The 22,153-nt window shown below is 68.2% G+C and carries 23 protein-coding genes; 6 read left to right on the top strand and 17 right to left on the bottom strand.

All coding sequences use genetic code 11. The annotated features are described in order from the left end of the window. Position 1: 1 nt before the first annotated feature. The 3 genes from folD to JT720_RS04765 are packed head-to-tail and all read left to right on the top strand — an operon-like array spanning position 2 to position 2,163. Positions 2-892 (top strand): bifunctional methylenetetrahydrofolate dehydrogenase/methenyltetrahydrofolate cyclohydrolase FolD, encoded by an 891-nt coding sequence (gene folD, locus JT720_RS04775; RefSeq protein ID WP_205479725.1) that lies wholly within the window; start codon positions 2-4, stop codon positions 890-892. Beyond that, positions 893-1,534: a hypothetical protein gene (locus tag JT720_RS04770; protein ID WP_205479723.1), complete on the top strand. Its 642-nt coding sequence runs from the start codon at positions 893-895 to the stop codon at positions 1,532-1,534. After that, a complete protein-coding gene (locus JT720_RS04765) occupies positions 1,531-2,163 on the top strand; it encodes a MarC family protein (RefSeq protein WP_205479722.1) in 633 nt (210 codons plus the stop codon). The genes JT720_RS04770 and JT720_RS04765 overlap by 4 nt, the downstream gene beginning before the upstream one ends. On the opposite strand, the gene JT720_RS04760 is transcribed toward JT720_RS04765, so the two are convergent. Then, a complete protein-coding gene (locus JT720_RS04760; protein WP_205479721.1) occupies positions 2,160-3,950 on the bottom strand; it encodes an AcrB/AcrD/AcrF family protein in 1,791 nt (596 codons plus the stop codon). The genes JT720_RS04765 and JT720_RS04760 overlap by 4 nt on opposite strands. Positions 3,951-3,996: 46 nt before the next feature. On the opposite strand from JT720_RS04760, the gene JT720_RS04755 reads away from it, so the two are divergent. Together JT720_RS04755 and JT720_RS04750 are read left to right on the top strand one after the other, a co-directional pair. Then, positions 3,997-4,401, top strand: a complete 405-nt coding sequence (locus JT720_RS04755) for a GtrA family protein (protein WP_205479720.1) — start codon at positions 3,997-3,999, stop codon at positions 4,399-4,401. Beyond that, positions 4,401-5,129 carry a class I SAM-dependent methyltransferase gene (locus JT720_RS04750; RefSeq protein WP_205479719.1) on the top strand — a complete coding sequence of 243 codons (729 nt, stop codon included), beginning with the start codon at positions 4,401-4,403 and terminating at the stop codon, positions 5,127-5,129. Before JT720_RS04755 ends, JT720_RS04750 begins: the two co-directional genes overlap by 1 nt. On the opposite strand, the gene JT720_RS04745 is transcribed toward JT720_RS04750, so the two are convergent. Then, positions 5,063-6,079: a glycosyltransferase family 2 protein gene (locus JT720_RS04745; RefSeq protein WP_205479718.1), complete on the bottom strand. Its 1,017-nt coding sequence runs from the start codon at positions 6,077-6,079 to the stop codon at positions 5,063-5,065. The two genes, JT720_RS04750 and JT720_RS04745, sit on opposite strands and share 67 nt — an antisense overlap. 7 nt (positions 6,080-6,086) lie before the next feature. Then, a complete protein-coding gene (locus tag JT720_RS04740; protein WP_205479717.1) occupies positions 6,087-7,646 on the bottom strand; it encodes a hypothetical protein in 1,560 nt (519 codons plus the stop codon). 150 nt (positions 7,647-7,796) lie between these two features. Between JT720_RS04740 and JT720_RS04735 the strand changes: the two genes are divergently transcribed. Further along, positions 7,797-8,357: an EF-hand domain-containing protein gene (locus JT720_RS04735; RefSeq protein ID WP_205479716.1), complete on the top strand. Its 561-nt coding sequence runs from the start codon at positions 7,797-7,799 to the stop codon at positions 8,355-8,357. Here JT720_RS04735 and JT720_RS04730 read toward each other — a convergent pair. The 14 genes from JT720_RS04730 to JT720_RS04665 form a co-directional block, all read right to left on the bottom strand. Next, complete coding sequence (locus JT720_RS04730) at positions 8,354-9,577, bottom strand: SAM-dependent methyltransferase (RefSeq protein ID WP_205479714.1); 1,224 nt, start codon at positions 9,575-9,577, stop codon at positions 8,354-8,356. The two genes, JT720_RS04735 and JT720_RS04730, sit on opposite strands and share 4 nt — an antisense overlap. Before the next feature lie 29 nt (positions 9,578-9,606). Beyond that, complete coding sequence (locus JT720_RS04725; RefSeq protein ID WP_205479712.1) at positions 9,607-10,458, bottom strand: oxygenase MpaB family protein; 852 nt, start codon at positions 10,456-10,458, stop codon at positions 9,607-9,609. Positions 10,459-10,533: 75 nt separating this feature from the next. Then, entirely contained in the window at positions 10,534-11,700 is a 1,167-nt protein-coding gene (rlmN, locus tag JT720_RS04720; protein ID WP_205480178.1) for a dual-specificity RNA methyltransferase RlmN, read from the bottom strand. A 69-nt stretch (positions 11,701-11,769) separates the two neighbouring features. Further along, complete coding sequence (locus JT720_RS04715; protein WP_205479710.1) at positions 11,770-12,255, bottom strand: hypothetical protein; 486 nt, start codon at positions 12,253-12,255, stop codon at positions 11,770-11,772. After that, positions 12,252-12,746, bottom strand: coding sequence for an A24 family peptidase (locus JT720_RS04710; RefSeq protein ID WP_205479708.1), 495 nt, complete (start codon positions 12,744-12,746; stop codon positions 12,252-12,254). Before JT720_RS04710 ends, JT720_RS04715 begins: the two co-directional genes overlap by 4 nt. A gap of 41 nt (positions 12,747-12,787) precedes the next feature. Continuing rightward, entirely contained in the window at positions 12,788-13,573 is a 786-nt protein-coding gene (locus JT720_RS04705) for a tetratricopeptide repeat protein (RefSeq protein WP_205479707.1), read from the bottom strand. After that, positions 13,570-14,742 (bottom strand): LytR C-terminal domain-containing protein, encoded by a 1,173-nt coding sequence (locus tag JT720_RS04700; protein WP_205479706.1) that lies wholly within the window; start codon positions 14,740-14,742, stop codon positions 13,570-13,572. Before JT720_RS04700 ends, JT720_RS04705 begins: the two co-directional genes overlap by 4 nt. Positions 14,743-14,746: 4 nt before the next feature. Continuing rightward, a complete protein-coding gene (locus JT720_RS04695; protein WP_205479705.1) occupies positions 14,747-15,718 on the bottom strand; it encodes a type II secretion system F family protein in 972 nt (323 codons plus the stop codon). Positions 15,719-15,724: 6 nt separating this feature from the next. Then, entirely contained in the window at positions 15,725-16,726 is a 1,002-nt protein-coding gene (locus JT720_RS04690) for a type II secretion system F family protein (protein WP_205479704.1), read from the bottom strand. Then, entirely contained in the window at positions 16,723-18,033 is a 1,311-nt protein-coding gene (locus tag JT720_RS04685) for an ATPase, T2SS/T4P/T4SS family (protein ID WP_205480176.1), read from the bottom strand. The genes JT720_RS04690 and JT720_RS04685 overlap by 4 nt, the downstream gene beginning before the upstream one ends. Before the next feature lie 84 nt (positions 18,034-18,117). Then, positions 18,118-19,320, bottom strand: a complete 1,203-nt coding sequence (locus JT720_RS04680) for a CpaE/TadZ family protein (RefSeq protein ID WP_205479703.1) — start codon at positions 19,318-19,320, stop codon at positions 18,118-18,120. Between the two features lie 10 nt (positions 19,321-19,330). Beyond that, on the bottom strand, positions 19,331-19,954 hold the full coding sequence (locus JT720_RS04675; RefSeq protein WP_205479702.1) for a TadE/TadG family type IV pilus assembly protein: 624 nt from the start codon (positions 19,952-19,954) through the stop codon (positions 19,331-19,333). Then, positions 19,951-20,490, bottom strand: coding sequence for a TadE/TadG family type IV pilus assembly protein (locus JT720_RS04670; RefSeq protein ID WP_205479701.1), 540 nt, complete (start codon positions 20,488-20,490; stop codon positions 19,951-19,953). The genes JT720_RS04675 and JT720_RS04670 overlap by 4 nt, the downstream gene beginning before the upstream one ends. Next, the gene (locus JT720_RS04665) at positions 20,487-22,142 is read right to left on the bottom strand and encodes a pilus assembly protein TadG-related protein (RefSeq protein WP_205479699.1); all 1,656 of its coding nucleotides are present in this window, start codon (positions 22,140-22,142) and stop codon (positions 20,487-20,489) included. The genes JT720_RS04670 and JT720_RS04665 overlap by 4 nt, the downstream gene beginning before the upstream one ends. Positions 22,143-22,153: the final 11 nt, after the last annotated feature.

Here is a 22,153-nt window from a genome sequence, read left to right as displayed (position 1 = left end):
CATGGCCGCGGCGCTGATCGACGGCCGCGCGGCGGCGGAGGCGCTGCGGCAGCGGCTGGCGATCACGGCCGACTTCTTCCGCGCAAGCACCGGGCGAGCGGCGGGCCTGGCGACTGTCCTGGTGGGCGAAGACCCGGCCAGCGGAGTCTACGTCCGCTCCAAGGGCAAGGCGACCCGCGAGGCGGGAATGCAGAGCTTCTCGCATCAGCTTCCGGTCGACACGCGCGAGGCGGACCTGCTGGCGCTCGTCGAGCAGCTGAACCGCGATGAGCAGGTGGACGGCATTCTCGTCCAGCTGCCTTTGCCAGACCAGATCGATGCGGCGCGGGTGATCGATGCGATCGATCCGGCCAAGGACGTCGACGGCTTCCATGTGGTGAATGCAGGCCGGCTCGCGGTCGGGGCGGATGCGCTGGTGCCCTGCACGCCGCTCGGCTGCCTGCACCTCCTGAAGGAGCAGCTGGGGGACCTGAGCGGCGCGGAAGCCGTGGTGATCGGCCGTTCCAACATCGTCGGCAAGCCCATGGCCATGCTGCTGCTCGGCGAAAGCGCGACCGTGACCATCGCGCACAGCCGAACCCGCGACCTGCCGGCCATCTGTCGCCGCGCCGACATCCTGGTGGCGGCGGTCGGCCGTCCCGAGATGGTCCGCGGCGACTGGATCAAGCCCGGCGCCACCGTGATCGACGTCGGCATCAATCGGGTCGCAGCCGATGAGGACGGCAAGACCCGGCTGGTCGGCGATGTCGCCTTCGACGAGGCGCGGGAGGTCGCGGGCGCGATCACGCCGGTGCCTGGCGGCGTCGGGCCGATGACCATCGCCATGCTGCTGCGTAACACCCTGGTCGCGGCGCACCGGCGCGCCGGCCTCAAGGTACCGGAGGACCTGTAGATGCTTTCCATCCTGCTCGCCGCTGCCGCCGCCCCGACTGCCGTCGATGCGGAACGCGCCTTTGCCGCTCGCGCGCAGCAGGTTGGTCAGTGGACCGCCTTCCGCGAATATGCGGAGCCCTCGGCTGTCATGTTCAACCCACAGGCCGTGTGGGCGCACGAGTTCCTGAGGAACCGCAAGGATCCGCCCCGCTCCGTCGAGTGGTGGCCGGCCCGCAGCTTCGTGTCCTGCGATCGCCGCAGTGCGGTGAACACGGGCCCGTGGCTGATCCGCGACCGGAACTTGCACGGCTATTTCACCACCGTGTGGCTGAAGCAGCAGGACGGTGGCTGGAAGTGGAGCGTGGACGGGGGTGACGAGCTCAAGACCCGGCTCCCGCGTCCTCGCCGCGCATCTGTCCGCCGCGCGAGCTGCGGCAACCTCAAGGCCATCCCTGCCGCTTACCGCGCTGCGACCGAGCCGACCGCCCTGATCGCCGGCAAGCCCCCAGCGGACGCAGGCCAGGGCCGCTCGGCCGACGGCACCCTGATCTGGGAGTGGCGGGTCGCAAAGGACGGCTCCCGCCGCTTCGAGACCAAGCTGTGGAATGGCCGCGCCTACGTCACCGCGCTTGACCAGCAGGTCGCCGCTCCCAAGTCGTGATCGAGCTTTTCACTTCGGCCTTCATCACGCTTGCGGTCATCATTGACCCGCCCGGCTGCGCGCCCATCTTCGCCGGACTGACCAAGGGCACCGATGCGGCCCACCGCCGGCGCATGGCGATCCGCTCCGTGCTTGTTGCCTGGTGCATCCTCGTCTTCTTCGCCCTGCTCGGTGAGCCACTGCTGCGCACCCTCGGTATCAGCCTGTCCGCCTTTCGGCTGGCGGGCGGCATCATGCTGTTCATGATCGCCCTCGACATGGTGTTCGAGCGCCGCACCGAGCGCCGCGAGGAGCGCGCCCGCGATATCGAAGGCACGCCCGAGGCCGACGACATCTCCGTTTTCCCCATGGCGATTCCGATGATCGCGGGGCCAGGCTCCATCGCCTCGATCATGCTGCTCTCCGCCCGGGCCCAGGGCACCGTGGAGGGGATCATTGTCCTGTCGGCAATGACCGCCGTCATCGTCCTGACGCTGATCGCCCTGCTGCTCGCCGGGCCACTAATGCGGCTGATCGGCGCCAAGCTGGAAGCGATGATCACCCGCATCCTCGGCGTGATCCTGGCCGCGCTAGCGGTGCAGTTCGTGCTGGACGGGCTGGAGCGGAGCCTGCCGGGCCTCGCCGGCTAACGCACCACCCGCCACATCCGGAGCGGGCTGTCCTTGCCGAGATCAATCGGCCGCAGCCACTCGGGCGCGCGACCGTTCGCCAGCTGCACGTAGAAGCCGCGCGGCGCGGAGGCCATGAACACCGTCGCCTGGCTCATCATTGGGCAGACCAGCACGTAGTCCGCGCGATACTTGTCCGCGATGATCGCGCGCGCATTGGCGGCATCGCCGCGGAACGCCTTCATCACGTCGCCGATCGCCTCACCATTGCGGTGGTAAGGGCCCGCGATGCTGCTGTGATGGGTGACCGAGATCACCCGCGGCGCCAGGTCGACGAAGGTGAAGATCGTGCCCTTGGGCTGCAGCGCCACGGGGCGCATCGCCGACAGGGTCGGGCACAGCCGGTTGGCACGATTCACCATCCGCTCGCGCTCCGTCTGCGGCGGCGAGGGGAGGAAGCCCCGCGCCAATGGCGCCGCGGCCCCGAAGCCGAGCAGGACCGCGCCGATCACCCCCAGCGCGAACAGCACCGGGTTCTTCGCGTGCCATGCCCAGGGCAGCAGGATCCACGCCAGCGCCACCGCTCCCGGGATCGCCAGCATCTGCGCCGAGGGGCCCGCCCGGGTCTGCCACAACAGCAGCAGCGCCGCCGCGATCGCAATGGCTCCAATCGCCACCGTCCGCCGGAACAGGTCGCGGTCCCGCCGGTTGCGCCATGCCAGCGCGATCCAGCCGATGACGCCAATGACCGGCAGCGTCGCGACCATCAGGATGGTCTGCTGCGTATGCTCGTAGAGCGGCTTGGCCTCCCGCACATTGTCCAGCCACAGCCGCTGGACCTCGGGCGAGACCCCCTCCAGCCGGCTGAGGCAGTGCGGCCAGGCCAACGCGTGGAAAGCGGCGACCACCACACCCGCTGCCGCGGCGCCGAGCATTCGCTTGGGCCAGCCCGCGGGCGACCACCAGGCGAGCAGCGTCAGCAGCGCTCCCCCAATCAGCGCGTCGCTCAGCCAGACCGGCGACAGGGCATCGCAGACCGGCGCCCGGTTGGCGTAGCTCGCGAACAGCAGGAAGCCGATGGTCGCTCCCCCGGCTAGGCTTACGCCATAAGCCGCGATGCGCCGCCGTTGACCTGCCTCGTCTACCCACATCAGCACCTGGGCTGCCCCGGCGATCGCCAGGTAGATCAGCATTTCCAGCCCGATGCTCAGTGACAGGGCGCTGGCCAGGCCGGTGGTCAGCCCGCCGCGTGCCGGCCGTGGGTCGGCGAGGCCCGCAACCGCCACCGCCAGCAGCGCAATCTGCCAGCCATGGTGATCGATGCGCAGCGGCATGAACATGCCGTTGGTCGACCCCGCGAAGAACAGGGTGCCCAGCGCCACCACGAAAGCGGCCGGATGGATCAGCCGGCGCACGCTCAGCGCGACGGCGAGACCCAGCAGCAGGTAGGGCAGCAGCGGCGCCACCGCGACCGCGAACCGCTCGGCATTCGGGCCGTTGGTGAACAGTCGTCCCAGCAGGATCAGCCCCGCGATCGGCAGGTCCACGACGCGCGACCAGTGGATGTTCGCGCCCGCGGGCGGATCGAGCTTGTACTGGCGAAGGTCGTACCAGTCCTGCCCGCCGAGCCACGCCCGCACCTGCGCCATCCGCAGATTGTCGTCGGTGTCGGACAGCGCGAACCAGTGGATGCCGGTCCAGCGCTGATAGAGCATCCAGGCGCATGCGCAGGCCCAGGCGACCACCACGATGGCTCGCCAGTGCCGGCCCGCCCAGTCCAGCGTCTCGTCCCAGGTCACACGCACCATGGGGCTGGCGCTCTAGAGCCTTGCGGCTAAAGGGCAAGGTGAACCCATGTTGTCGACCTTGCCTCCCCAGCACCGCGAAACGGTAAGCCAGATTGTCCGCTTCGGGATGGTCGGTCTCGCCCTGACGGTTCTGTATTCGGTGATCTACTGGCCGCTCGCCACTTACGTCATGTGGCCGGTGTTCGCGGTGGTGATCGCTTTTGGGGTGGCGGTGACGGTCGGCTTCTTCTTGCACAGCCGGTGGAGCTTTAAGGGCCATGGCAAGGTCGAGGACCGCCGGACCAAGCTGCAGTTTTTGGGCGTGCAGACCTTCGGCTTCGTCCTGAACGCCACCTTCACTTGGGTCTGCACGGACGTGCTCGGCGGGCCAACCTGGTGGCCGCTGGTCCCCGCCGTGCTGGTGACGCCCTTTGCCACCTACCTCCTCAACCGCCTGTGGGTGTTCGCCTGATGGAACGCATCGTCTACGACCGCATGGCGGAACTCGACCAGCAGCATTGGTGGTACCGGGCCCGGCGCGAGGTGCTGGCCGCCCTCATCCGCCGCCGGGTCCGGCCGCCCGCAGGCGCGCGCATCCTGGAGATCGGCTGCGGCACCGGGCACAACCTCGCCATGCTTGGTCAGTTCGGGGATGTCGAGGCGATCGAGGTGGACCCCGCCGCGCGGGCGGTGGCGGAGCAGCGGCTGGGCCGCCCGGTCGGCTCCGCTCCCCTGCCCGACCTGACGGGCGTGCCGGAACGCGCGTTCGACATGATCGCCTCTCTCGACGTCATCGAGCATATCGAGGATGACGCCGCTGCCCTCGCCAGCATCGCCCGCCGCTTGAAGCCCGGCGCCCGCTTCCTGATGACGGTTCCCGCACACCAGTGGATGTGGTCGGCGCACGACGTCGTGAACCATCACCATCGCCGCTACTCGAAGCGCCAGCTCAAGGCCTTGGTCGACGCCTCACCGCTGAAGCTGGAAGCGATCGGCTATCTGAACAGTCTGTTGTTCCCGGTCGCGGTCGCCGCTCGACTGGCCGGCAGGATCACCGGCAAGGACGACAGCGACGACAAGCTTCCGCCGGCGCCCTTCAACACCGCGCTGGAACGCGCTTTCGCGCTGGAGCGTCACTTGATCGGCAGGGTTTCCCTGACGCCCGGCCTGTCGCTCTTCGCCATCGCGTCCGCCACCTGACCCAGCCGCCCGGTCCGCTGACCCGGGCCGGCAATCTCCTGCACGATGTACAGCGGCCGGTTCTTTGCCTGGCTGTACAGGCGCCCGAGATATTCACCCATCATCGCCAGCACGAACATCTGCACCGCGCCCAGGATCACCACCACCAGCATCAGCGAGGTCCAGCCCTGGATGCTCTGCCCGGTTGCGAACGCGTAGAGGATGTAGAGGACGATCAGCAGCGATCCCGCCGACAACAGCAGGCCGAAGTGACTGGCAAGCTTCAGCGGTGCGGAGGAGAAGCCGGTCAGCGCGTCGAAGGCGAAGCGAAGCATCTTGCGCAGCGGATATTTGGTCTCGCCCGCCGCCCGTTCGGCGCGGTCGTACTGAAACGGCACCTGGCGGAAGCCGATCCAGGCGACCATGCCGCGGATGAAGCGGGCCTGCTCCGGCATGGCGAGCAGCGCGTTCAACGCGCGCCGGCTCATCAGCCGGAAGTCGCCGGCATCTACGGGAATGTCGATCTCCGTCGCGCGCGCCAGCAGCCGGTAGAAGGCATGGGCGGTGGCGCGCTTGAAGCGGGTCTCGCCGGCGCGGCTCCGGCGAACGCCATAGACGACGTCGGCCTGCTCCCGCTCCATCACCTCCAGCATCGGGGCGAGCAGTTCCGGCGGATCCTGCAGGTCGGCATCGATGATCAGGATTCGGTCGCCCCGGCACAGGTCCAGTCCCGCGGTCAGCGCCAGCTGGTGCCCATGGTTGCGAGACAGGTCGAGCGCGACGAGGTGCGGGTCCTCCCGACTGAGGCGCTGCATGATGGGCCAGCTGCCGTCCCTCGAGCCGTCGTTGATGAGCACGATCTCATAGTCCGATCCAACGCTCTTCTGGGCGGCGGCAGACAGCCTGGCGTGCAGCAGCTCCAGGCAGGCTTCCTCGTTGTAGCAGGGAACGACAATCGACAGCGCGGTCATGGGTCACTTACCTAGCGCGGCCGGAACCCAGCCGATAGAGGCTGCTGTTCCCGCCTTCCCAGACCTTCTGCGCATCCCCAAGCAAGGCCGGATCGAAGGGCGGCGGATCGACCAGCCACAGATAGTCGAACGCTTCGCGCGGAAGCTGGACCAGCGAGCGGTCGATGGACCAGTTCTCGCGGTTCTCGCACTGCCGCGGACGGATGCGCTGCGACGGATCGAAGGCGAACCGGCCGGCAGCTGGGTGGTTGATCTCCAGCAGGTTGCCCCCCTGCATGAACCACTGGTTGTTGGAAAAGCCGTTCCGCCGCACCACGACCATTCCGCCGAGGTGGTCGTTGCGGGGCAGCGCCCAGCGCCAGCCGCATCGCGCGCCGACGAAGGTTGCGACCGGCGCGCCCCGCGGCACATGCTGGAGCGCCTGAAGCTTTGCGCGATGATCGTTGGCGGCCATTCCGAGGCTGGTGGTGACGGTCGCGGTGCGCATCAGCATGAAGCCGACGGCCAGCACCGCCAGCACGCGGGCCAGCGGAAGCACCGTCTCCGACTTGAAGCGGATGCCGAGCACCGCGACCGCCAGCAGGAACGGCATCAGCCGCATGTCGGCATAAGCGGACCCGAAGATGATCCGGGGCAGGAGGACAAATGCCGCCAGCAACACCAGTGCAGTGAAGCTCAGCATTCGGGAGATGGTCAGCCGGGGGTGGATCAGCGCGAACAGGAACACCGCGCCCAGGATTGCGACGGACGCGAGATCATAGACGTACCAACGGTCGCGGAGCGCGGATTTGACCCACATCCACTTGGTTTTCCAGTCGAACCAGTCGCCGGTGAAGCCGCCGCTGTTCTCGCGCCACGCCAGCATCAGCAGCAGTGGCAGCGCCAGGACCAAGGCCTGCGCCGCGGCGCCAAGCCCGGCCTTCCACCAGGTCCGGCCCCCGTCGTGCTGGCGGACGGCCTCGGCGGAGAAGCACAGGAGGCCCAGCATGCCCCAGCCGAAGGCATGCGCGACCCACACGATGATGCTGATCGGCACGAACAGCAGGGCGCGCAGCCGGAACTTGCCCAGCCGGCCCAGCCGCAGCCACAGGCCGAACGCCAGGAAGGCGAGGGCCATCGCCAAGGCATAGTTGACGAAGCCGAACAGGAAGTGGTGCCCGTAGGCGAACGGCAGGGCGAAGGCGACGGTCGGCGGCAGCCGGTGGTGCACTTCGCGCGCCACCCACAGGAAGCCCGCGACGGTCATCACCGGAATGGAGATGACGATGAGCTTGGTGGCTAGTTCAAGGCCCAGCAGTTTGCCGAGCGGCCAGACCAGCAGGTCGACGCCCAAATTGCCGATCACAGCCCAGTTGTAGCCGAAGTAGCGCTGCAGCTCCGGCGACTGGCCGAGGTCCAGCTCGACCCGATAACGAGCCATGTGGCCCATCATGTCGACCAAGGGCGGGATGGGCGGATAGAGCAGCGGCACTGCCGAAAGCAGGATCATAGCCGCGACGAACCAGCGCGTCTCCCACCATGGGCGCGGTCCCGGCGGGGACTCGGGCGCGGCGGGGACGATCACCATGTCCTCTCGCCTGTCACGCCCTGCCCCTTCATGCCGCGCCGCTGCTCTGCCACTCGCGGCGGGCGCTTTCAACCGGATGACGACGCCGTTCAAGCGGAAGAAAGGCGTAAGCTGTTAATTCTCCTCCAACCTTATCCCGGAGACACACTCATGACCAAGCATCTGATCGGCGGCCTCGGTCTGGCTGCGATCGCGGCATCCGCGGCGCTGGCGCAGGTCCCGGCCGGTGGCCCTCGCGACGCCGGCCACACCAAGGCCGAAATGCTGCGGCATGTGCAGACGATGTTCACGCGGGCCGACGCCAATCGCGACGGCTCGATCACCCGGGCGGAAGCGGAGGCGGTGCGGAGCGAGTGGCGTGCGCAGCGCCAGGCCCGCCGGGGCGAGCGGGGCGCCGCCGCCTTCGACCGGATCGACAGCAACCGTGACGGCTCCATCTCGCGTCAGGAGTTCGACGCGCATCGTGCGCAGCGCCAGGCGCGCCGGACGGATGGCGGCACCCAGCGCGCCGGCATCGGCCGGATGGCGCTTGCCGGGCGGATGTTCGACATGGCGGACGGCAATCGCGACGGTCGCCTGACGCTTCAGGAGGCCACGGCCGCTGCATCGCGCCACTTCGACATGGTCGACACCAACCGCGACGGAACGGTCAGCCGTGAAGAACGCCAGCACATGCGGCATGCCGCAGGCGCGGTGAAAGGCAGCCGCTAGGCCACTGGCGGAGGGGCAGCACGATACCGCTCCTCCGCTTCCATCATGTAGTCGCGGGTGATCGGCAGGGCCCTTCGGTCGCGCACATATTGCACCTGGAAATTGTTCATCGCGCCATTCTCGAAGGCGACGATCCCGCCCGCCAGGTAGAACTCCCACATGCGGAAGAAGCGCGCGTCGTACAGCGCCTCGATCTCGCGCCGGTGCGCATGGCAGTTCGCCAGCCAGTGGCGCAACGTATAGGCATAATGCAGCCGCAGCGTCTCGACGTCCGTCGTGATCAGCCGCACCGCCTCCGCCGCCTCGCTCATCTGGCTGAGGCTCGGCAGGTGATAGCCCGGGAAGATCCACTTGTCCGTGAACGGGTCGGGCGCACCGGCCTTGCCATACTTGCCGATGGTGTGCAGCAGCATCACCCCGTCGTCCGTCAGGAGCTCGCGGCACTTGCCGAAGAACTCGCGATAGTGCGCCGCGCCGACATGCTCGAACATGCCGACCGACACGATCCGGTCGAACCGTCCCGTGGCGTGGCGATAGTCGATGAGCTCGAACCGGACCCGGTCTGCGACGCCCGCCTCGGCGGCGCGCTGGCGAGCCACCCTCAGCTGCTCCTCCGACAGGGTGACGCCCAGCACCTCCACGTCCGCCACCCGGTTGAGATAGAGCGCCATGCCGCCCCAGCCGCAGCCGATATCCAGCACGCGCTGACCCGGCTTCAGGTGCAGCTTGGCCGCGATATGCGCCTTCTTGTCCGCCTGCGCCTGTTCCAGGCTGTTCGCCGGATCGCGGAAGTAGGCGCAGCTATACTGCAGGTCCGGGTCCAGGAAGAGCCGGTAGAGCCGCCCGTCGAGGTCGTAATGGTGCGCGACGTTCCGCTTCGCTCGCTTGGCCGGGTTGCGACGGAGCAGCCGCTTGATCGGCCCGAGTTTGCCCTTTCTGAGCTTGCCCTTGTGCCCTCCGCGCTCGAACGGGTTGGCGCCGACGACCAACTCCAGCAGATCGAGGATGCTGCCATCCTCCACCGTCAGGCGCCCGTCCATGTAGGCCTCGCCCACCTTCAGCCGCGGGTTGCGGAGGATGTCGAGCAGTGCACGCCGGTCATGCAGCCGCACGGTCAGATGCTTGCCTCCGCGGCCGTAAGTGGACTGGCCCGTCGGCGTGATCACGGTCAGCCGGCCGTCCGGCAGTGCCTGATCGAGTAAGCTGCCCAGCAGACGCATCGGACTTGCCCTCCCTTCGGAGGAGGAGCCTAGCGCGGGTTGAGCGCCCAGCGCAAAGTGCCGGCAAGGCCCAGCGTCGCCGCGCCCAGCGCCGGCCGTCCGAAACCCGAGGAGCGCAGCCCATGCATGCGCCGCGCCCAGTCCGGCAGCAGGTCCACGGCCGACTGCATCAGCAGCGCCTGGATCGGCAAGGTCCGCAGCTTGTCCGGAGCCTTCCGGAGGATGAGGTTCTGTACTGTTGCCGTCCGCTCGTCCCCGACCAGCTCCGGCTGGAAGCTGCGCAGCAGCCGCGCTGCCTCGGCCGTGGTCACCGGCACCGGGTCCGCGCCTAGCTTCCGTGCGATCGGCGCGACCTCCGCCCAATATCGGTCCATGTCCGTCAGGCTCATTGCCGGCTCGCCGTAACGGACCCAGCCGTCGAGAAACATGGCCGAACCGGCGACGTGCACCCAGGCGAGCAGCCGGGGGTCGTTAGCGTCGTAGGGCGTTCCGTCGGGCAAAGTGCCGTGGACATGGTCGTGGATTCGGCGCACCCGATCGATCGCCGCCTTCGCATCGATCCGGGCGCCATAGGTGGTCACCGCGATGAACCGCGCCGTGTTGCGCAGCCGCCCGTGCATATTGTGCTGGAAGTCGCTGTGGTCCCACACGCCGGCAAGCGCCTTGGGGTGCAGCATCTGCAGCAGCAGCGCCGCAATGCCGCCGACCATCATGGAGGTGACATCCCCATGCACCCGCCACGCCACCCCGCCGGGCGGGCAGAGCGCGTCGGGCGAGGACTTGATCGGCTCCTGCCCGCGTTCCGCATCGTTGAAGAACGCCACCACCTCGCCCGCGATGCGACGGCGCAGGGCTTCGGCAGGGGGCGCGAGGGAGGCCATGTCCCTACAACGTGGGGAACCGCCCAATGCTCCTCAACCCGTCACTCCCGCGAGGGCGGGGATGACGAGGGTTGCTTAGCCCGCCCGCTCCGCGTCCAGCTCGCTGCGCCGCTTCTTCTCCGCGGCCGTCTTCAGCTGGCCACAGGCCGCGTCGATATCGCGCCCGCGCGGCGTCCGTACCGGTGCCGAGATGCCCGCCTCGAAGATGATGTTGCTGAATGCCCGGATGCGCTCCGGCGTCGAGCATTCGTATGGCGCGCCAGGCCAGGGGTTGAACGGAATGAGGTTCACCTTGGCCGGCAGGCGGTAATGACGGATCAGCCGCACCAGCTCGCGCGCATGCTCGTCGCTGTCGTTCTTGTCCTTGAGCATGACGTACTCAAAGGTGATGCGCCGCGCATTGTTGGCGCCCGGATAATCGGCGCAGGCCTGCAGCAGCTCCTCGATGCCGTACTTGCGATTGAGCGGCACGATCTCGTCGCGGATTTCCTTGGTCACCGCGTGCAGCGACACCGCCAGATTGACCCCGATCTCGTCCCCGCAGCGCTCCATCATCGGCACCACGCCGGACGTGGACAGAGTGATCCTACGCTTGGACAGGCCGAGGCCATCGCCGTCCATCACGATCTTCAGCGCGTCGCGGACATTGTCGAAATTATAGAGCGGCTCGCCCATGCCCATCATGACGATGTTGGTCAGCATGCGGCCTTCCGGCTGGCTCGGCCACTCGCCCAGCGCATCGCGGGCGAGCATGACCTGACCGACGATCTCGTGCGGCTCCAGGTTGCGGACGAGGCGCATGGTGCCGGTATGGCAGAAGCGGCAGTTGAGGGTGCAGCCGACCTGGCTCGACACGCAAAGGGTGCCGCGATCCGCGTCCGGGATGAACACCATCTCGAAATCGTGGCCGTCGTGCGTCTTGAGGAGCCACTTGCGCGTGCCGTCGGTCGACACCTGCGCCTCGACCACGCCGGGACGAGCGATGGTGAAGCGCTCCGCCAGCCAAGGCTGCTGCGCCTTGGCGATGTCGGTCATCAGCGAGAAATCGGTGACCCCGCGATTGTAGATCCAGTGCCAGAGCTGCTTGGCGCGCAGCTTGGCCTGCCGCGGCTCCAGCCCAGCAGCCTCCAGCGCGGCACGGATGCCGTCCTTCGAAAGGCCGACCAGCTCTTGCCTGCCGTCGGCACGCGGCGTGGTCGGCCGCGGAACGGGCACAGGGTCGATCGGGCCGGGGATCGGCATCAGGGTGGTGTCAGCGCTCATGGGAGGCTGCCATGTAATGACAAATGCGGCCTTTTTCCAGTCGCCGTCTCAGCGCGGTGGGGCGCAGCCGATGGCGGCGGCATCGATCGCCGTCGCCGCGCCCGCCAGAAGGTAATAATCCGTGTAGCGCCGGCCGCCCGCGCCCTGCCACTGCAACCGCATCCTCGGGGCGCGTCGCAGACTGGCGATGATCGCCTGCTCCTGCGCCGGACCACGGCTCCAGGCATCGGACCCGCGGGTGACGAGCAGGAATTGGTCGGTGCCGATCGTCAGCATGGCATGAGCGCCGCCCCGCGCCGGCCGGCTCAGTCGGGCATGCAGCTGCCCGTGGCGTCGGCCCGACCGGTCGAAGGCGATGGCGACCCGCGCCTGCTCCTCGCCTTTGGGCGCCAGCAACTCGCTCCGGGCGACCGCCTCGCAAGTGCCGCCGGGACGCTGGAGTGCCGCCCAGGAACCCCCTGCGGCCAGCACCTGCGCTCCGGCCGGTGCGGCGATCAGCAGCAGCGCGAAGAGCGGCGCGCGATAAGCGGTCACCTTTGCCCCGGAACCGCGCTCCAGTTGGTGCGCGGATCGACTGGCTGGTGCGGGCCCACCGTGCTGACGGTCAACAGCGCGCCGGCCGCGATCGCGACGCCGTAGGGGATGCCGGCTTTCCGACGCAGGATCACGGCGCGCTGCTGCATCGCCTCGCTCCACCCGAACGAGCGCAGCGCGATGATGAACATCGCCAGGACCCCGCCCGCGATCGCGACCGACAGCAGCAGCCACATCGCGCCGCCGAAATCGAACCAGAAGACCGTGCAGGCGAACAGCTTGACGTCGCCCCCGCCCAGCTTGCCTGCGCTGAACAGCATGGTGCCGACCGTCAATGTCGCGGCGAACACCAGGAAGTTCTGCCACAGGTCCAGGCGAAAACCGGTCAGCACGACCACCACGATCGCCAGCAGGAGCACCGCGCCGCAGATCAGGTTGGAAATCTTGAGCTGGATTGAATCCTGCAGCGCGGCGAGCGCGAGCAGCGCCATCAGGAGCAGGACCGCCCATTGCGGGGCGAGCGCGGCAAGATTCATTTCTTCGACTCCACATACGCGAGGTTGTTGGCCGCGCGCGCGAACCAGCGGTCGCTTGTTTCCAGCGCTTGGGCGAAAGCTGCAATGGCTTTTTGCCGGTCCCCGCGCCGGAAAGCGATCACTCCTGCATCGTTGAGGCGGGCCGCCCAGTCGCCGTCGCTCTCGCCGGGGCGACGAGCCGGCAGGGACTCGGCCACGGCGGACCGCGCCAGGTCAAGGTTGGCAGCGATCTTCGCATCCTCAGGGGTGAGCGCCGCCGCCCGTTCGAGAAAGCCGACCGCTGCGCTCCATTCCCCGCGGAGCAGCATCGACCAGCCACGATTATTCAGCAGCTGCGGATTGTCGGGCGACACCTTCAGGGCCTGCGCATAAGCCCGGTCCGCGATTCCCCAGTCCTTCTGCCGATCGGCCGCAACCGCCCGCGCATTCCAGGCGCGCCAACCCGCGCCCGGCTGCGCTACGGCCTTGTCCAGCAACATCGTGGCCTCACCCGACCGGTTCATGTGAAGTGCCGCAATTCCCGCTTGCTGAAGCAGGTGCGCGTCGGACGGGCGCGCCGGGAGCAGCGCCGCATAGCCGGCGGATGCGCGAACCCAGTCACCCTCTTGAAACGCGAGGTCGGCGAGCAGCCGGTCGACCGCCGGTCCGCTTGCTCCACTGGCGACCGCACTGGCGATCATCTGCCGCGCCTGCTCGGGCCGTCCGGCGGCAAGGGCGCGGGTCGCCTCGTCGAGGCTGGGAGTGGCGATGGCCCCGGCGAGCGCGGCCAGCAGCAGCATCATCCCCGGCGGCGGCTCAGGACGGCGGCGGCATCCCGGCCCAGCAGGACCACCAGCCCCGTGCCGGTTCCGGGCCGATGGCGAAGCGCAAAGCCGAACTGGCTGGCCAGCCGAGCGGCCTCCGAGCGCCGTCCCGTGGGATAGAGGATCACGGACGCGCGCTGAACCGCCGGCGCATTGCCGATCACGATCCGCTGCGGTGCATAGCCCCGCCGCTGCAGCAGCGTGCGGGTGCGCGCGGCCAGACCCTCGCTGCGCGCGGCGTTGAGCAGCGTCAGGCGGATGACCGGTGCAGGACGCAGTGCAGAGCCGCGGTCGGCAAACGCGGTGGGGGTTGTGCGCTCCGCAAGGCGGGGCTTCCAGCGCACCGGGCCGCTGCTGACCAGGGCAACCTCGCCAAGCGAGATGCGCTCCAGCCGCGGGCCGGCTGGCCGCTCCGCCCTGGGCCGCACCGGCGCAAGAGCCACGCTCACGCTCGCTGCGGCCGGTGCGGGCGCGGGCATCGCTGCGGTTTGCGGTTGCCGCTTGGCAACCTGCGGAGCCTCCGCAAGCTTCACTTCCGCTCGCGGTTCGAGCTCAGGCTCAGCGAGCACCGGCGCCGCCACGGCGATCCGGGCTGGACCGACCGACAGGGCAGGAGCCTCGGCCACGACCGGATGCTGGCCGAGCACCGGCGGAGCAGCCACGGCCACGACTGGCGCTTCCACCGCGGCGACCTCGACCAGCGCGGCCGATGCGGACTGCCCGGCCGCCAGCCGCGAGGCCATTTCCGCCCGGACCGACGCGGCCTCCTCGCGCTTGCCCTGCATGTCGAGCGACAGCGCGAGGTTCGCGTAGAGCCGCGGATCGCCCGGCGCGACCGCCAGTGCCATCTCGTAGTAGCGCCGAGACAGGTCGAACCGCCCCATCCGGTCGTAACAGGCGGCAAGCCCGTTCATCGCGTCGACGCTGCCGGCATCCTCCCGCAGCGCCTTGCGGAAGCCTTCCAGCGCGAGCGCAACATTGCCGAGCGCGAAGTGCGCCCGGGCCTCGGCCACTCGGAAGCTGACCGGCTGTTCCCCCGGCGCGAGGTTGCCCGGCTTGGCGCGGATCGCCAGCTCCGCTTGCTGTGCACAGCCCGGAAGCGCCAGCATGGCTGCTCCGGTCATCAGGATGATCGCCCCCCGCTTCATCGTGTCAGCTCCCCATCGCCGGCAGCACCGTCCGGATCACCCGGATGAACGCCGGCAGCATCAGCACGCCGATCATCACCGGCAGCATGCAGGCCACCAGCGGGATCGAAAGCAGCACCGGCAGCCGGTGCGCTTTCTCTTCCGCGCGGAGCCGCCGCTTCTCGCGCATCTCGCTCGCATAGATGCGCAGTGTCTGCGCGATCGAAGAGCCCAGCTTGCCCGACTGGATCAGCAAAGTCGCAAACGCGCGGATCTCGTCCACTTCCGCCCGGTCCGCCATCCGCCGCAGCGCGTCCTCGCGGCTCCGGCCGGCACGAAGCTCCAGCACCACCGTGCCCAGCTGCTCCGAGATCAGCGGATGCGACTGCACCATTTCCTGCCCGACCCGGTTGAACGCGGCCTCGAGGCCAAGACCCGCCTCCACGCAGACCAGCATCAGGTCCAGGGCATCGGGAAAACCGTTGATCAGCTCGCGCTGGCGCCGGTCCGCCTTGGCCCGCACGAACAGTGACGGCAGGTACAGCCCCATCAACGCCGCGATCATGCCCTGGACGTAGAGGGTGACCAGGCCCGGGCTGTTCCCCGACCACCAGTGCAGGAACAGCACCGTGGTGGGCAGCAGGACCACCATCATCAGGCGGACCAGGGTGTAGACCCGCGGTGCGTAAGGCGCCGTGAACCCGGCCGCGGCCAGCTTCTGGCGCAACTGCTGGTCCTTGCTGTCGGTCAGGCTCAGGCCTGATTTCTCGACCGCGTCGACCAGCTTCGCCCAGGCGCTCTCGCTGGCCGAGTTGCGCAGCGAGGCCGCGCGGTACGTCTCGCCGATCGCCGGTCCTTCCGCCTCCAGCCGCTGGCGCGTCTGCGACCGGGTGAAGACCAGGTTGACGGCCATGAACGCAAGCCCCGCGACAGCCATGAACAGCAGCGCCAGCAGGCTCAATCGGGCGATCTCATTGTCGGCAAGCAGGTCGAGCATATCGCGTTACACCTTCAGGTCGACCATCTTTCGGATGGTGAAATAGCCCGTCAGGTACAACAGGATGAGCACCGCGAAGCCAGGGATGAACAGGGCGTCGTCGGCCACATCGAGGTAGAAGCCGGGGTTGAGCAGGAACAGCGCCGTGAAGGCGAGGATCGGCAGCAGCGTCAGCATGACGGCCGTCATCCGCCCTTCGCTGGACAGCGCGCGGACCTTCATCAGCATGGTGTGCCGGTCGCGGATCACCTTGGACAGATTTTCCAGGATCTCGGCCAGGTTGCCGCCCGTTTCGTTCTGCACGGACAGGCTGACCACGAACATCCGCATGTCGTCGAGGTCCCAGCGCTCCGCCAGCGCGAACAGCGCATCGCGCAGGTCCGCGCCATAGGTGACCTCGTCCACCACCACGCCGAACTGGCTGCCGATCGGATCGGGCATCTCCACCGTCAGCAGGTCCAGCGCCGCCGCGACCGGATGACCGGCGCGCAGGCCGCGGATGAACACGTCGAGCGCGACGGGGAACTGTTCCTCCATCTTGCGCCGCCGCCGCTGCGCCTTGGATTGCAGCACGACCAGCGGCACGGCCAATCCCACCGCCACCGCGAAGGTCCCGAGCAGGAGCAAGCGCCCGGGCCCGATCGGCGATCCCAGCGCCATCATCACCACGATGATCAGCGCCATCAGCGCCGCCGGTCCCATGGCCATGAACAGCAGCACCTGGCTGGTCGGCATGGTGATCCCGGCCGCCATCAGCAGCCGTTCGAACGCCCGCGCCGGCCGCTCCAGGAAGCTGGGCACCTGCTCGGCCAGTTGGAAGTCCTGCCGCCGCAGCTTGTTCATCGTGTCGGTGCGCGATGCACCGCGGCCGATCATCTGCAGGCGAAGGTTGATCGCACGCCCTTCGGACCGGGAGCGCGACACGGTCCGGACCAGGGTCTCGACCAGCAGCAACACCGATGCGAACACCAGGATCAGGATCAGGACGCGGAGGAAGGTCTCGTTCATGCGTCGAACCTCAGGTCGGGCCGGAACAGGTCCACGGGCAGGCTGATGCCGTGGGAAATGGCATCCTCCAGGAAGCGCGGGCGGATGCCGGTCGCCTCGAACCGACCGATCACCGCGCCGTCGGCCGAGCGGCCCGTCTGCCGGAAGCGGAAGATTTCCTGCATGGTGATGACGTCGCCTTCCATGCCGCTCAGTTCCGACACGCTCATCAGGCGGCGCCGGCCGTCCGACAGCCGGGCGAGTTGCAGCACTACGTTGATGGCCGATGAGATCTGCGACCGGGCGGAGCGCGCCGGAATGTCGATGCCGCTCATGCCGATCATCTGCTCGACCCGCGACAGCGCGTCGCGCGGCGTGTTGGCGTGGACGGTGGTCATGGATCCGTCGTGGCCCGTGTTCATCGCCTGCAGCATGTCGAACGCCTCGCCGGAACGGACCTCGCCGACGATGATCCGGTCGGGCCGCATGCGGAGCGCGTTCTTGACCAGGTCGCGCTGGGCAATCTCGCCCCGCCCTTCGATGTTCGGCGGCCGGGTCTCGAGCCGGGCCACATGGTCCTGCTGCAGCTGGAGCTCGGCCGAATCCTCGATGGTGACGATGCGTTCGCTATTGTCGATGAAGGCCGACATGGCGTTCAGCATGGTCGTCTTGCCCGACCCGGTGCCGCCCGAGATCAGCACGTTGCGGCGGGACTGGACGACGGCCTTGAGCACCTCGGCGATCGGCTCGGGCATCGAGCCGATCTCGACCAGCCGCGCCATGGAGATCGGCACCTTGGCGAACTTGCGGATGGACAGCAGCGACCCGTCGAGCGCGAGTGGCGGGACCACCGCATTCACGCGGCTGCCGTCGGCGAGGCGAGCGTCTACCAAAGGCGAGCTTTCGTCGATGCGCCGGCCCACCGCCGACACGATCTTCTGGATGATGCGCAGCAGGTGCCGCTCGTCCTTGAAGCGGGCGGCGCTCATTTCCAGCTTGCCGAACCGTTCCACGAACACCCGCGCGTGACCGTTCACCAGGATGTCGTTGATGGTCGGGTCCTTGAGCAAGGGCTCCAGCGGCCCCAGTCCCAGCAATTCGTCGAGCACGTCGTCGACCAGTTGCCGCCGCTCGGCGAGGTTCAGCGCATGCTTCTGCTTGGCCAGTTCCTCCTGGACGATGTCGCCAATTTCGTCCTGCACCTGCTCGCGCGACATTCCGTCCAGCGCCGACAGGTTGATGAGGTCCAGCAGTCGCTGGTGCAGTTCGACCTTGAGTTCGGTGTTGAGGTCCCGCTTGGCGAAGGCGCCGGCGTCGCCGACGTTCATCAGCCGCCGTTCCTCGAGCGGGACGACCCGTTCCTCGTTGGCCGGCGTCGGATGACGGTCGGGTTTGCGGATCTGCCACATGGCTTAACGCTCCAGTCCGAGTGCTGCGGCAAGTCCCGCATCAAGGGTGTCGAGATCGCGACCGAGGGCGCTCTTGCGTTTGACCTCGTCGATAAGGACGCCGCGATCGAGGGCGGCATCCATCACCGCCGGCTCGTTCGCGACCGTGTAGCTTGCCGGGCGGCCGAGGACCTTCTCCACGTCGGCCGGCTTGACGGTGCGGAACAGGCCCTTCTCGAACCTGTTCACGACGACGCGCAGCTCGACATTGCCGAGGCCCTGCTCCTGCAGCAGGTCGATCTGCCGCCGGGCGCGGTGCAGGCCGGCAACCGTCAATTCCGTGACCAGCAATACCAGGTGCGACCGGGCAACCAGCGACAGCGACCAGTGCGCCCAATTGGCCGGCAGGTCGACGAACACCGTGCCATATTCGCGCTGGGCCCGCTCCACGATGGCGATCACATGGTCGTTGGACAGCGCCTCCAACGGCAGCATCTCTGGCGGGGAGGCGATCACCGCCAGGCCCGACGGATGCACCGTCGCGACCGAGCGGAGCAGCTCCCCGTCCAGGCGCGCGCCCGCCTCGATCAGGTCGCCCACGCTCAGCTTCGGCTTGAGGCCGAGCTGGAAGGCCACGTCCCCGAACTGCACGTCGAGGTCGATCAGGCAGGCATGGCGCCCGTGCTTCTCCTCATGCTGGGCGAAGCGGCAGGCCAGCTGCGTCAGCAGCGACGTCGCACCGCACCCGCCGCGGCTCTTGATGACGGTAACCAGCCGAGACGTTCCGGCGAACGCCTCGACCTCCTTTTCGGCCACGCGCTCGCTCAGCGGCGCGAGCGACGTCTCCAGGTCGTCCAGCGTCAGCGGGAGCGGCAGCACGTCGTGCGCCCCGCTGCGCAGCAGGCTGCGGACCAGCGCGAGCGGCGGTTCGTAGGCGGCCGCGATCAGCGGCGTCTCGGTCGCCTGGGCGAGTCGCTCGAACCGCTTGATGGACGCCGGAGTACCGGGGTCGACCTGCACCACCGCGACGGCGGCCGAACTGAGTTCCTTCGGATCGATCCAGTCGGTCAGCGGGACCAGGCTGAAGCTCAGCGGCATTCCGCCGGCGCGCGCGCCGAACAGCTCGGCCGAGTCGCCCTCGGCGCCGCTCAGGTACAGGTGCACGCCGGCTTCGCGTCCCTGGGGGCGCCAGACCTTCGCAGTGTCGTGTGGGTTCATGACGCTCACGGGTCTTTCCTCAGTTGGACTCGGTTCCGCTGCTGTCCTCGACGGGCAGCGTGGTGCGAAAGTCGGGCAGATTGAACGACACAAGTCCGAACAGGAAAAGAGGCCGGAATTCGACGTTCTGAAGCGAGACAGTCACGAGAGGCGACAGGTCCATGCCATTAGGGTCGCCCGCATAGCCAAGGCCGGAGCCCGTATAGCTGACGATCACGTCCGCATTCTCGATGCTCGCCCGCATGCCCCGCATGCGCGAGACCATCGCGGTGAAATTCGCGCTGTTGAAGGTACCGAGGTTGGTCGGGCAGGGGGAAGTCTGACAGGTGCAGCTGGTGCTGGTGCAGCGCACTTCGCCCAGCACAGAGGCAGGGATACGATCGCCTTGCGTCAGCGGCCCCAGCGGACCACCCCCATCCGGGTCCACGCCAAGGTAGCTACCCGCCAGCCCGGGCGCGAGGATGTTTGTGACCGCCAGGTAACGGGCCCCGATCTGGGTCGCCTTGGCCGCCTGGTTGTACTCGAAGCCCAGCCGGCCCGCGTCGATCAGGCCGAAGATCAGCAGGATCAGCAACGGCAGGACCAGCGCGAACTCGGCCGCGCTCGCACCGCTGCGGTCGCGCAGGAGGCGGCGCGCGCTCATATGCCCATCACCGCGGCTTGCTGCTCGGCCCGGATGATCAGGCCCCAGCCCTTGAACCCGATCGCGCCGAGCACCGGTTGGTAGGGAATCTCCGCAACCACCGTGACCACCGGCGCATTGGTCGTGCCGCCTGCAACGGGGTTGTAGATCCCACCCAGGTTGGTGGTGACGCTTCCTCCGCCCGACCCGGTGGTCACGCTGGCAAAGCACTGCACCGTGACCGAAAAGGTCGCGTTGCCCCATTGCGGAAGCAGGTCGCCGCCGTTCGCCAGCAACCCGGTCTGGACGACGTTGCGGGTCGGCGTCACGACATTGGTCGCGTTTGCCGTGCCGGCGCCGCAGTCGAAGTTGCTGAACTCCTGCCGTGCCGCGAACCGCGCGCCGTCACGCACCGCCTTGGTCAGCGTATGCTGGTCGCGGAAGTAGTTACCGACCTCGAAAGCGCCCATCATGATGATCAGCAGCAAGGGCGTGACCAGCGCCAGTTCGGCCGCCGCCGCGCCGGAGCGCGACCGGATGAGCCGGCGAAGCATCATCGGATGAGGTACGGCACATCGCGCCGCACCACCTGCGCGTTGGTCGAGCCCGATCCGCCGCTGCTCGTCTCACCGATGATCTCGACGTACAGGTCGCCCTGGCCCGTTGAGACACGCTTGACGGCTGTCCCGGCAATCGTCCGTGCGTCCGCTCCGCGATTGAGCGATGGCTCGACCACGAACACATCGATCCAGCGGCGCACCGGGACGTTGGTCGAATTGCCGTTCACGCTGTTGGCCGTGCAGTTCACCACCGCCACGGTGAAGCGGCGGCGATCCACCACGTTCCCGGTGGGAACCGTACCGCTCCCATAGCCCTCCACGGGGCTGCAGACGGGCTTGCCGTGGGACACCAGGGTTGCCCCGCTCGCGGTCGGCGGACGCTGTCCGAGGACAGTGACCCCATCGATGACGGTGTCGCGGTTGTCCATTTCCCACTTGTACACTTCGTACCGGGTGGGCCGGGTCTTCGCGACATTCTCGGTCAGGCCCGTGTTGAACTGCCAGTCGGCGTTGGTCCAGTAAGTGCCGTCCGAGCGCCGATAGTTCGTCCGAAAGTAAGCGTCCCGGTCCCACTTCGCATCGCCGATCCGCCCGCTGGCGCAGCTTTCGTCATAGGCGTGGCACATGTCGCGTGGGTGACCCATATTGGTAGGCGTCACCGTGGTCGGCAGCGGTGTCGCGGCCGAGCTCGGCAAATAGGGAACTGCTCCCTCCTGCCAGCCCTGGTTGTGGATCGCGCAGGCGTTGTTGCCGCTCGCGTTTGCGGGCCGCACCACGTCCTTGACGCTGTTGATCGAAGCGGGGCAGGTGCCGCCGGTCTGGCAGCTGGAATTGCTGTCGTAGATATCGAAGCGGGTGTTGACCGCGTCCGTCGCCGGCGTGTTCGCGCCTGGCTTGGTATCGACGCCCGTCGCCTCGATGCACTCGCCGGGCGGCGTGACCCAGCCCAGCGCTTCCTGCAGCCCGGGCACGCCGTTGGACCCGCCGCCCGTGTTCAGATAGCCGAAGTTCCCCGGCGCCCAGCTGCCGTTGCCGCCGCCCACGCTCGTCAGCTTCAGCCCGCGACCTCGGTAGGAGTTGGCATCGAAGTCGGAATTGGCGTTCACTTCGTCCGGGTTGCAGATCATCACCGGCGGCGTCTTGCAGATGGAGGTGCCGAGCCCCGCCACCGCTTCGCCGCCCATGGTCGCGCGGAAGGCCCTCACCACCGGCGTCAGCGTGTAGACCGCGTCGCGCGGCGCGACCCGGACCTTGACGAACTTGGCCCGGGCGAACTCCGTCACCGCGGTGAAGCTGTTGGTGTCCGCCTCCGCGTCCGCCTTGTTGGCGTAGAAGACGATCGCGCCCGTGGCCGTGTCGACCGCGACGTTGATGCCGCCGCCATCGTTCCCGAACCGCGTCTGGTTGGCGAGCAGCCCGCGCGCCGCCGCCTCCGCTCGCTGGATCGCGCCGGCCTGCCCGTCGAGCTGGCTCGCCGCCGCCAGCGCCGCCTGGTCCGCCGCATTCTGCAGCTCCGTGTCGAGGCTCGCCATCCGCGCATAGTCGAAGGCGATGCCGCCCGCGGCGATCAGTGCGAACAGGGAGAGGGCAACAGTCGGGGCGACCGCAGCCTCATCCGCCTTTCCCAGTCTCCGAATTCCACCGAGCATGACCTGTCACC

The sequence above is a fragment of the Sphingomonas arenae genome, assembly GCF_016924655.1.
GTDB lineage: Bacteria > Pseudomonadota > Alphaproteobacteria > Sphingomonadales > Sphingomonadaceae > Sphingomicrobium > Sphingomicrobium arenae.
The sequence above is the reverse complement of the archived record's forward strand: the minus strand, read 5'-3'. Positions and strand labels throughout refer to the sequence as shown.

Coding starts and splice junctions, on each gene's coding strand:
- JT720_RS04710 (WP_205479708.1), bottom strand. CDS start 12,746: ATGGCGCTGCTCGCGCTCGCCGCGCTGCAGGATTCAATCCAGCTCAAG.
- JT720_RS04670 (WP_205479701.1), bottom strand. CDS start 20,490: ATGATGCTTCGCCGGCTCATCCGGTCGCGCTCCGGCGCGGCGGCGGCC.
- JT720_RS04690 (WP_205479704.1), bottom strand. CDS start 16,726: ATGAACGAGACCTTCCTCCGCGTCCTGATCCTGATCCTGGTGTTCGCA.
- folD (WP_205479725.1), top strand. CDS start 2: ATGGCCGCGGCGCTGATCGACGGCCGCGCGGCGGCGGAGGCGCTGCGG.
- JT720_RS04705 (WP_205479707.1), bottom strand. CDS start 13,573: ATGATGCTGCTGCTGGCCGCGCTCGCCGGGGCCATCGCCACTCCCAGC.
- JT720_RS04745 (WP_205479718.1), bottom strand. CDS start 6,079: ATGACCGCGCTGTCGATTGTCGTTCCCTGCTACAACGAGGAAGCCTGC.
- JT720_RS04675 (WP_205479702.1), bottom strand. CDS start 19,954: ATGAGCGCGCGCCGCCTCCTGCGCGACCGCAGCGGTGCGAGCGCGGCC.
- JT720_RS04685 (WP_205480176.1), bottom strand. CDS start 18,033: ATGAACGTCGGCGACGCCGGCGCCTTCGCCAAGCGGGACCTCAACACC.
- rlmN (WP_205480178.1), bottom strand. CDS start 11,700: ATGCCGATCCCCGGCCCGATCGACCCTGTGCCCGTTCCGCGGCCGACC.
- JT720_RS04695 (WP_205479705.1), bottom strand. CDS start 15,718: ATGCTCGACCTGCTTGCCGACAATGAGATCGCCCGATTGAGCCTGCTG.
- JT720_RS04740 (WP_205479717.1), bottom strand. CDS start 7,646: ATGGTGATCGTCCCCGCCGCGCCCGAGTCCCCGCCGGGACCGCGCCCA.
- JT720_RS04700 (WP_205479706.1), bottom strand. CDS start 14,742: ATGAAGCGGGGGGCGATCATCCTGATGACCGGAGCAGCCATGCTGGCG.
- JT720_RS04770 (WP_205479723.1), top strand. CDS start 893: ATGCTTTCCATCCTGCTCGCCGCTGCCGCCGCCCCGACTGCCGTCGAT.
- JT720_RS04760 (WP_205479721.1), bottom strand. CDS start 3,950: ATGGTGCGTGTGACCTGGGACGAGACGCTGGACTGGGCGGGCCGGCAC.
- JT720_RS04730 (WP_205479714.1), bottom strand. CDS start 9,577: ATGCGTCTGCTGGGCAGCTTACTCGATCAGGCACTGCCGGACGGCCGG.
- JT720_RS04755 (WP_205479720.1), top strand. CDS start 3,997: ATGTTGTCGACCTTGCCTCCCCAGCACCGCGAAACGGTAAGCCAGATT.
- JT720_RS04750 (WP_205479719.1), top strand. CDS start 4,401: ATGGAACGCATCGTCTACGACCGCATGGCGGAACTCGACCAGCAGCAT.
- JT720_RS04725 (WP_205479712.1), bottom strand. CDS start 10,458: ATGGCCTCCCTCGCGCCCCCTGCCGAAGCCCTGCGCCGTCGCATCGCG.
- JT720_RS04665 (WP_205479699.1), bottom strand. CDS start 22,142: ATGCTCGGTGGAATTCGGAGACTGGGAAAGGCGGATGAGGCTGCGGTC.
- JT720_RS04735 (WP_205479716.1), top strand. CDS start 7,797: ATGACCAAGCATCTGATCGGCGGCCTCGGTCTGGCTGCGATCGCGGCA.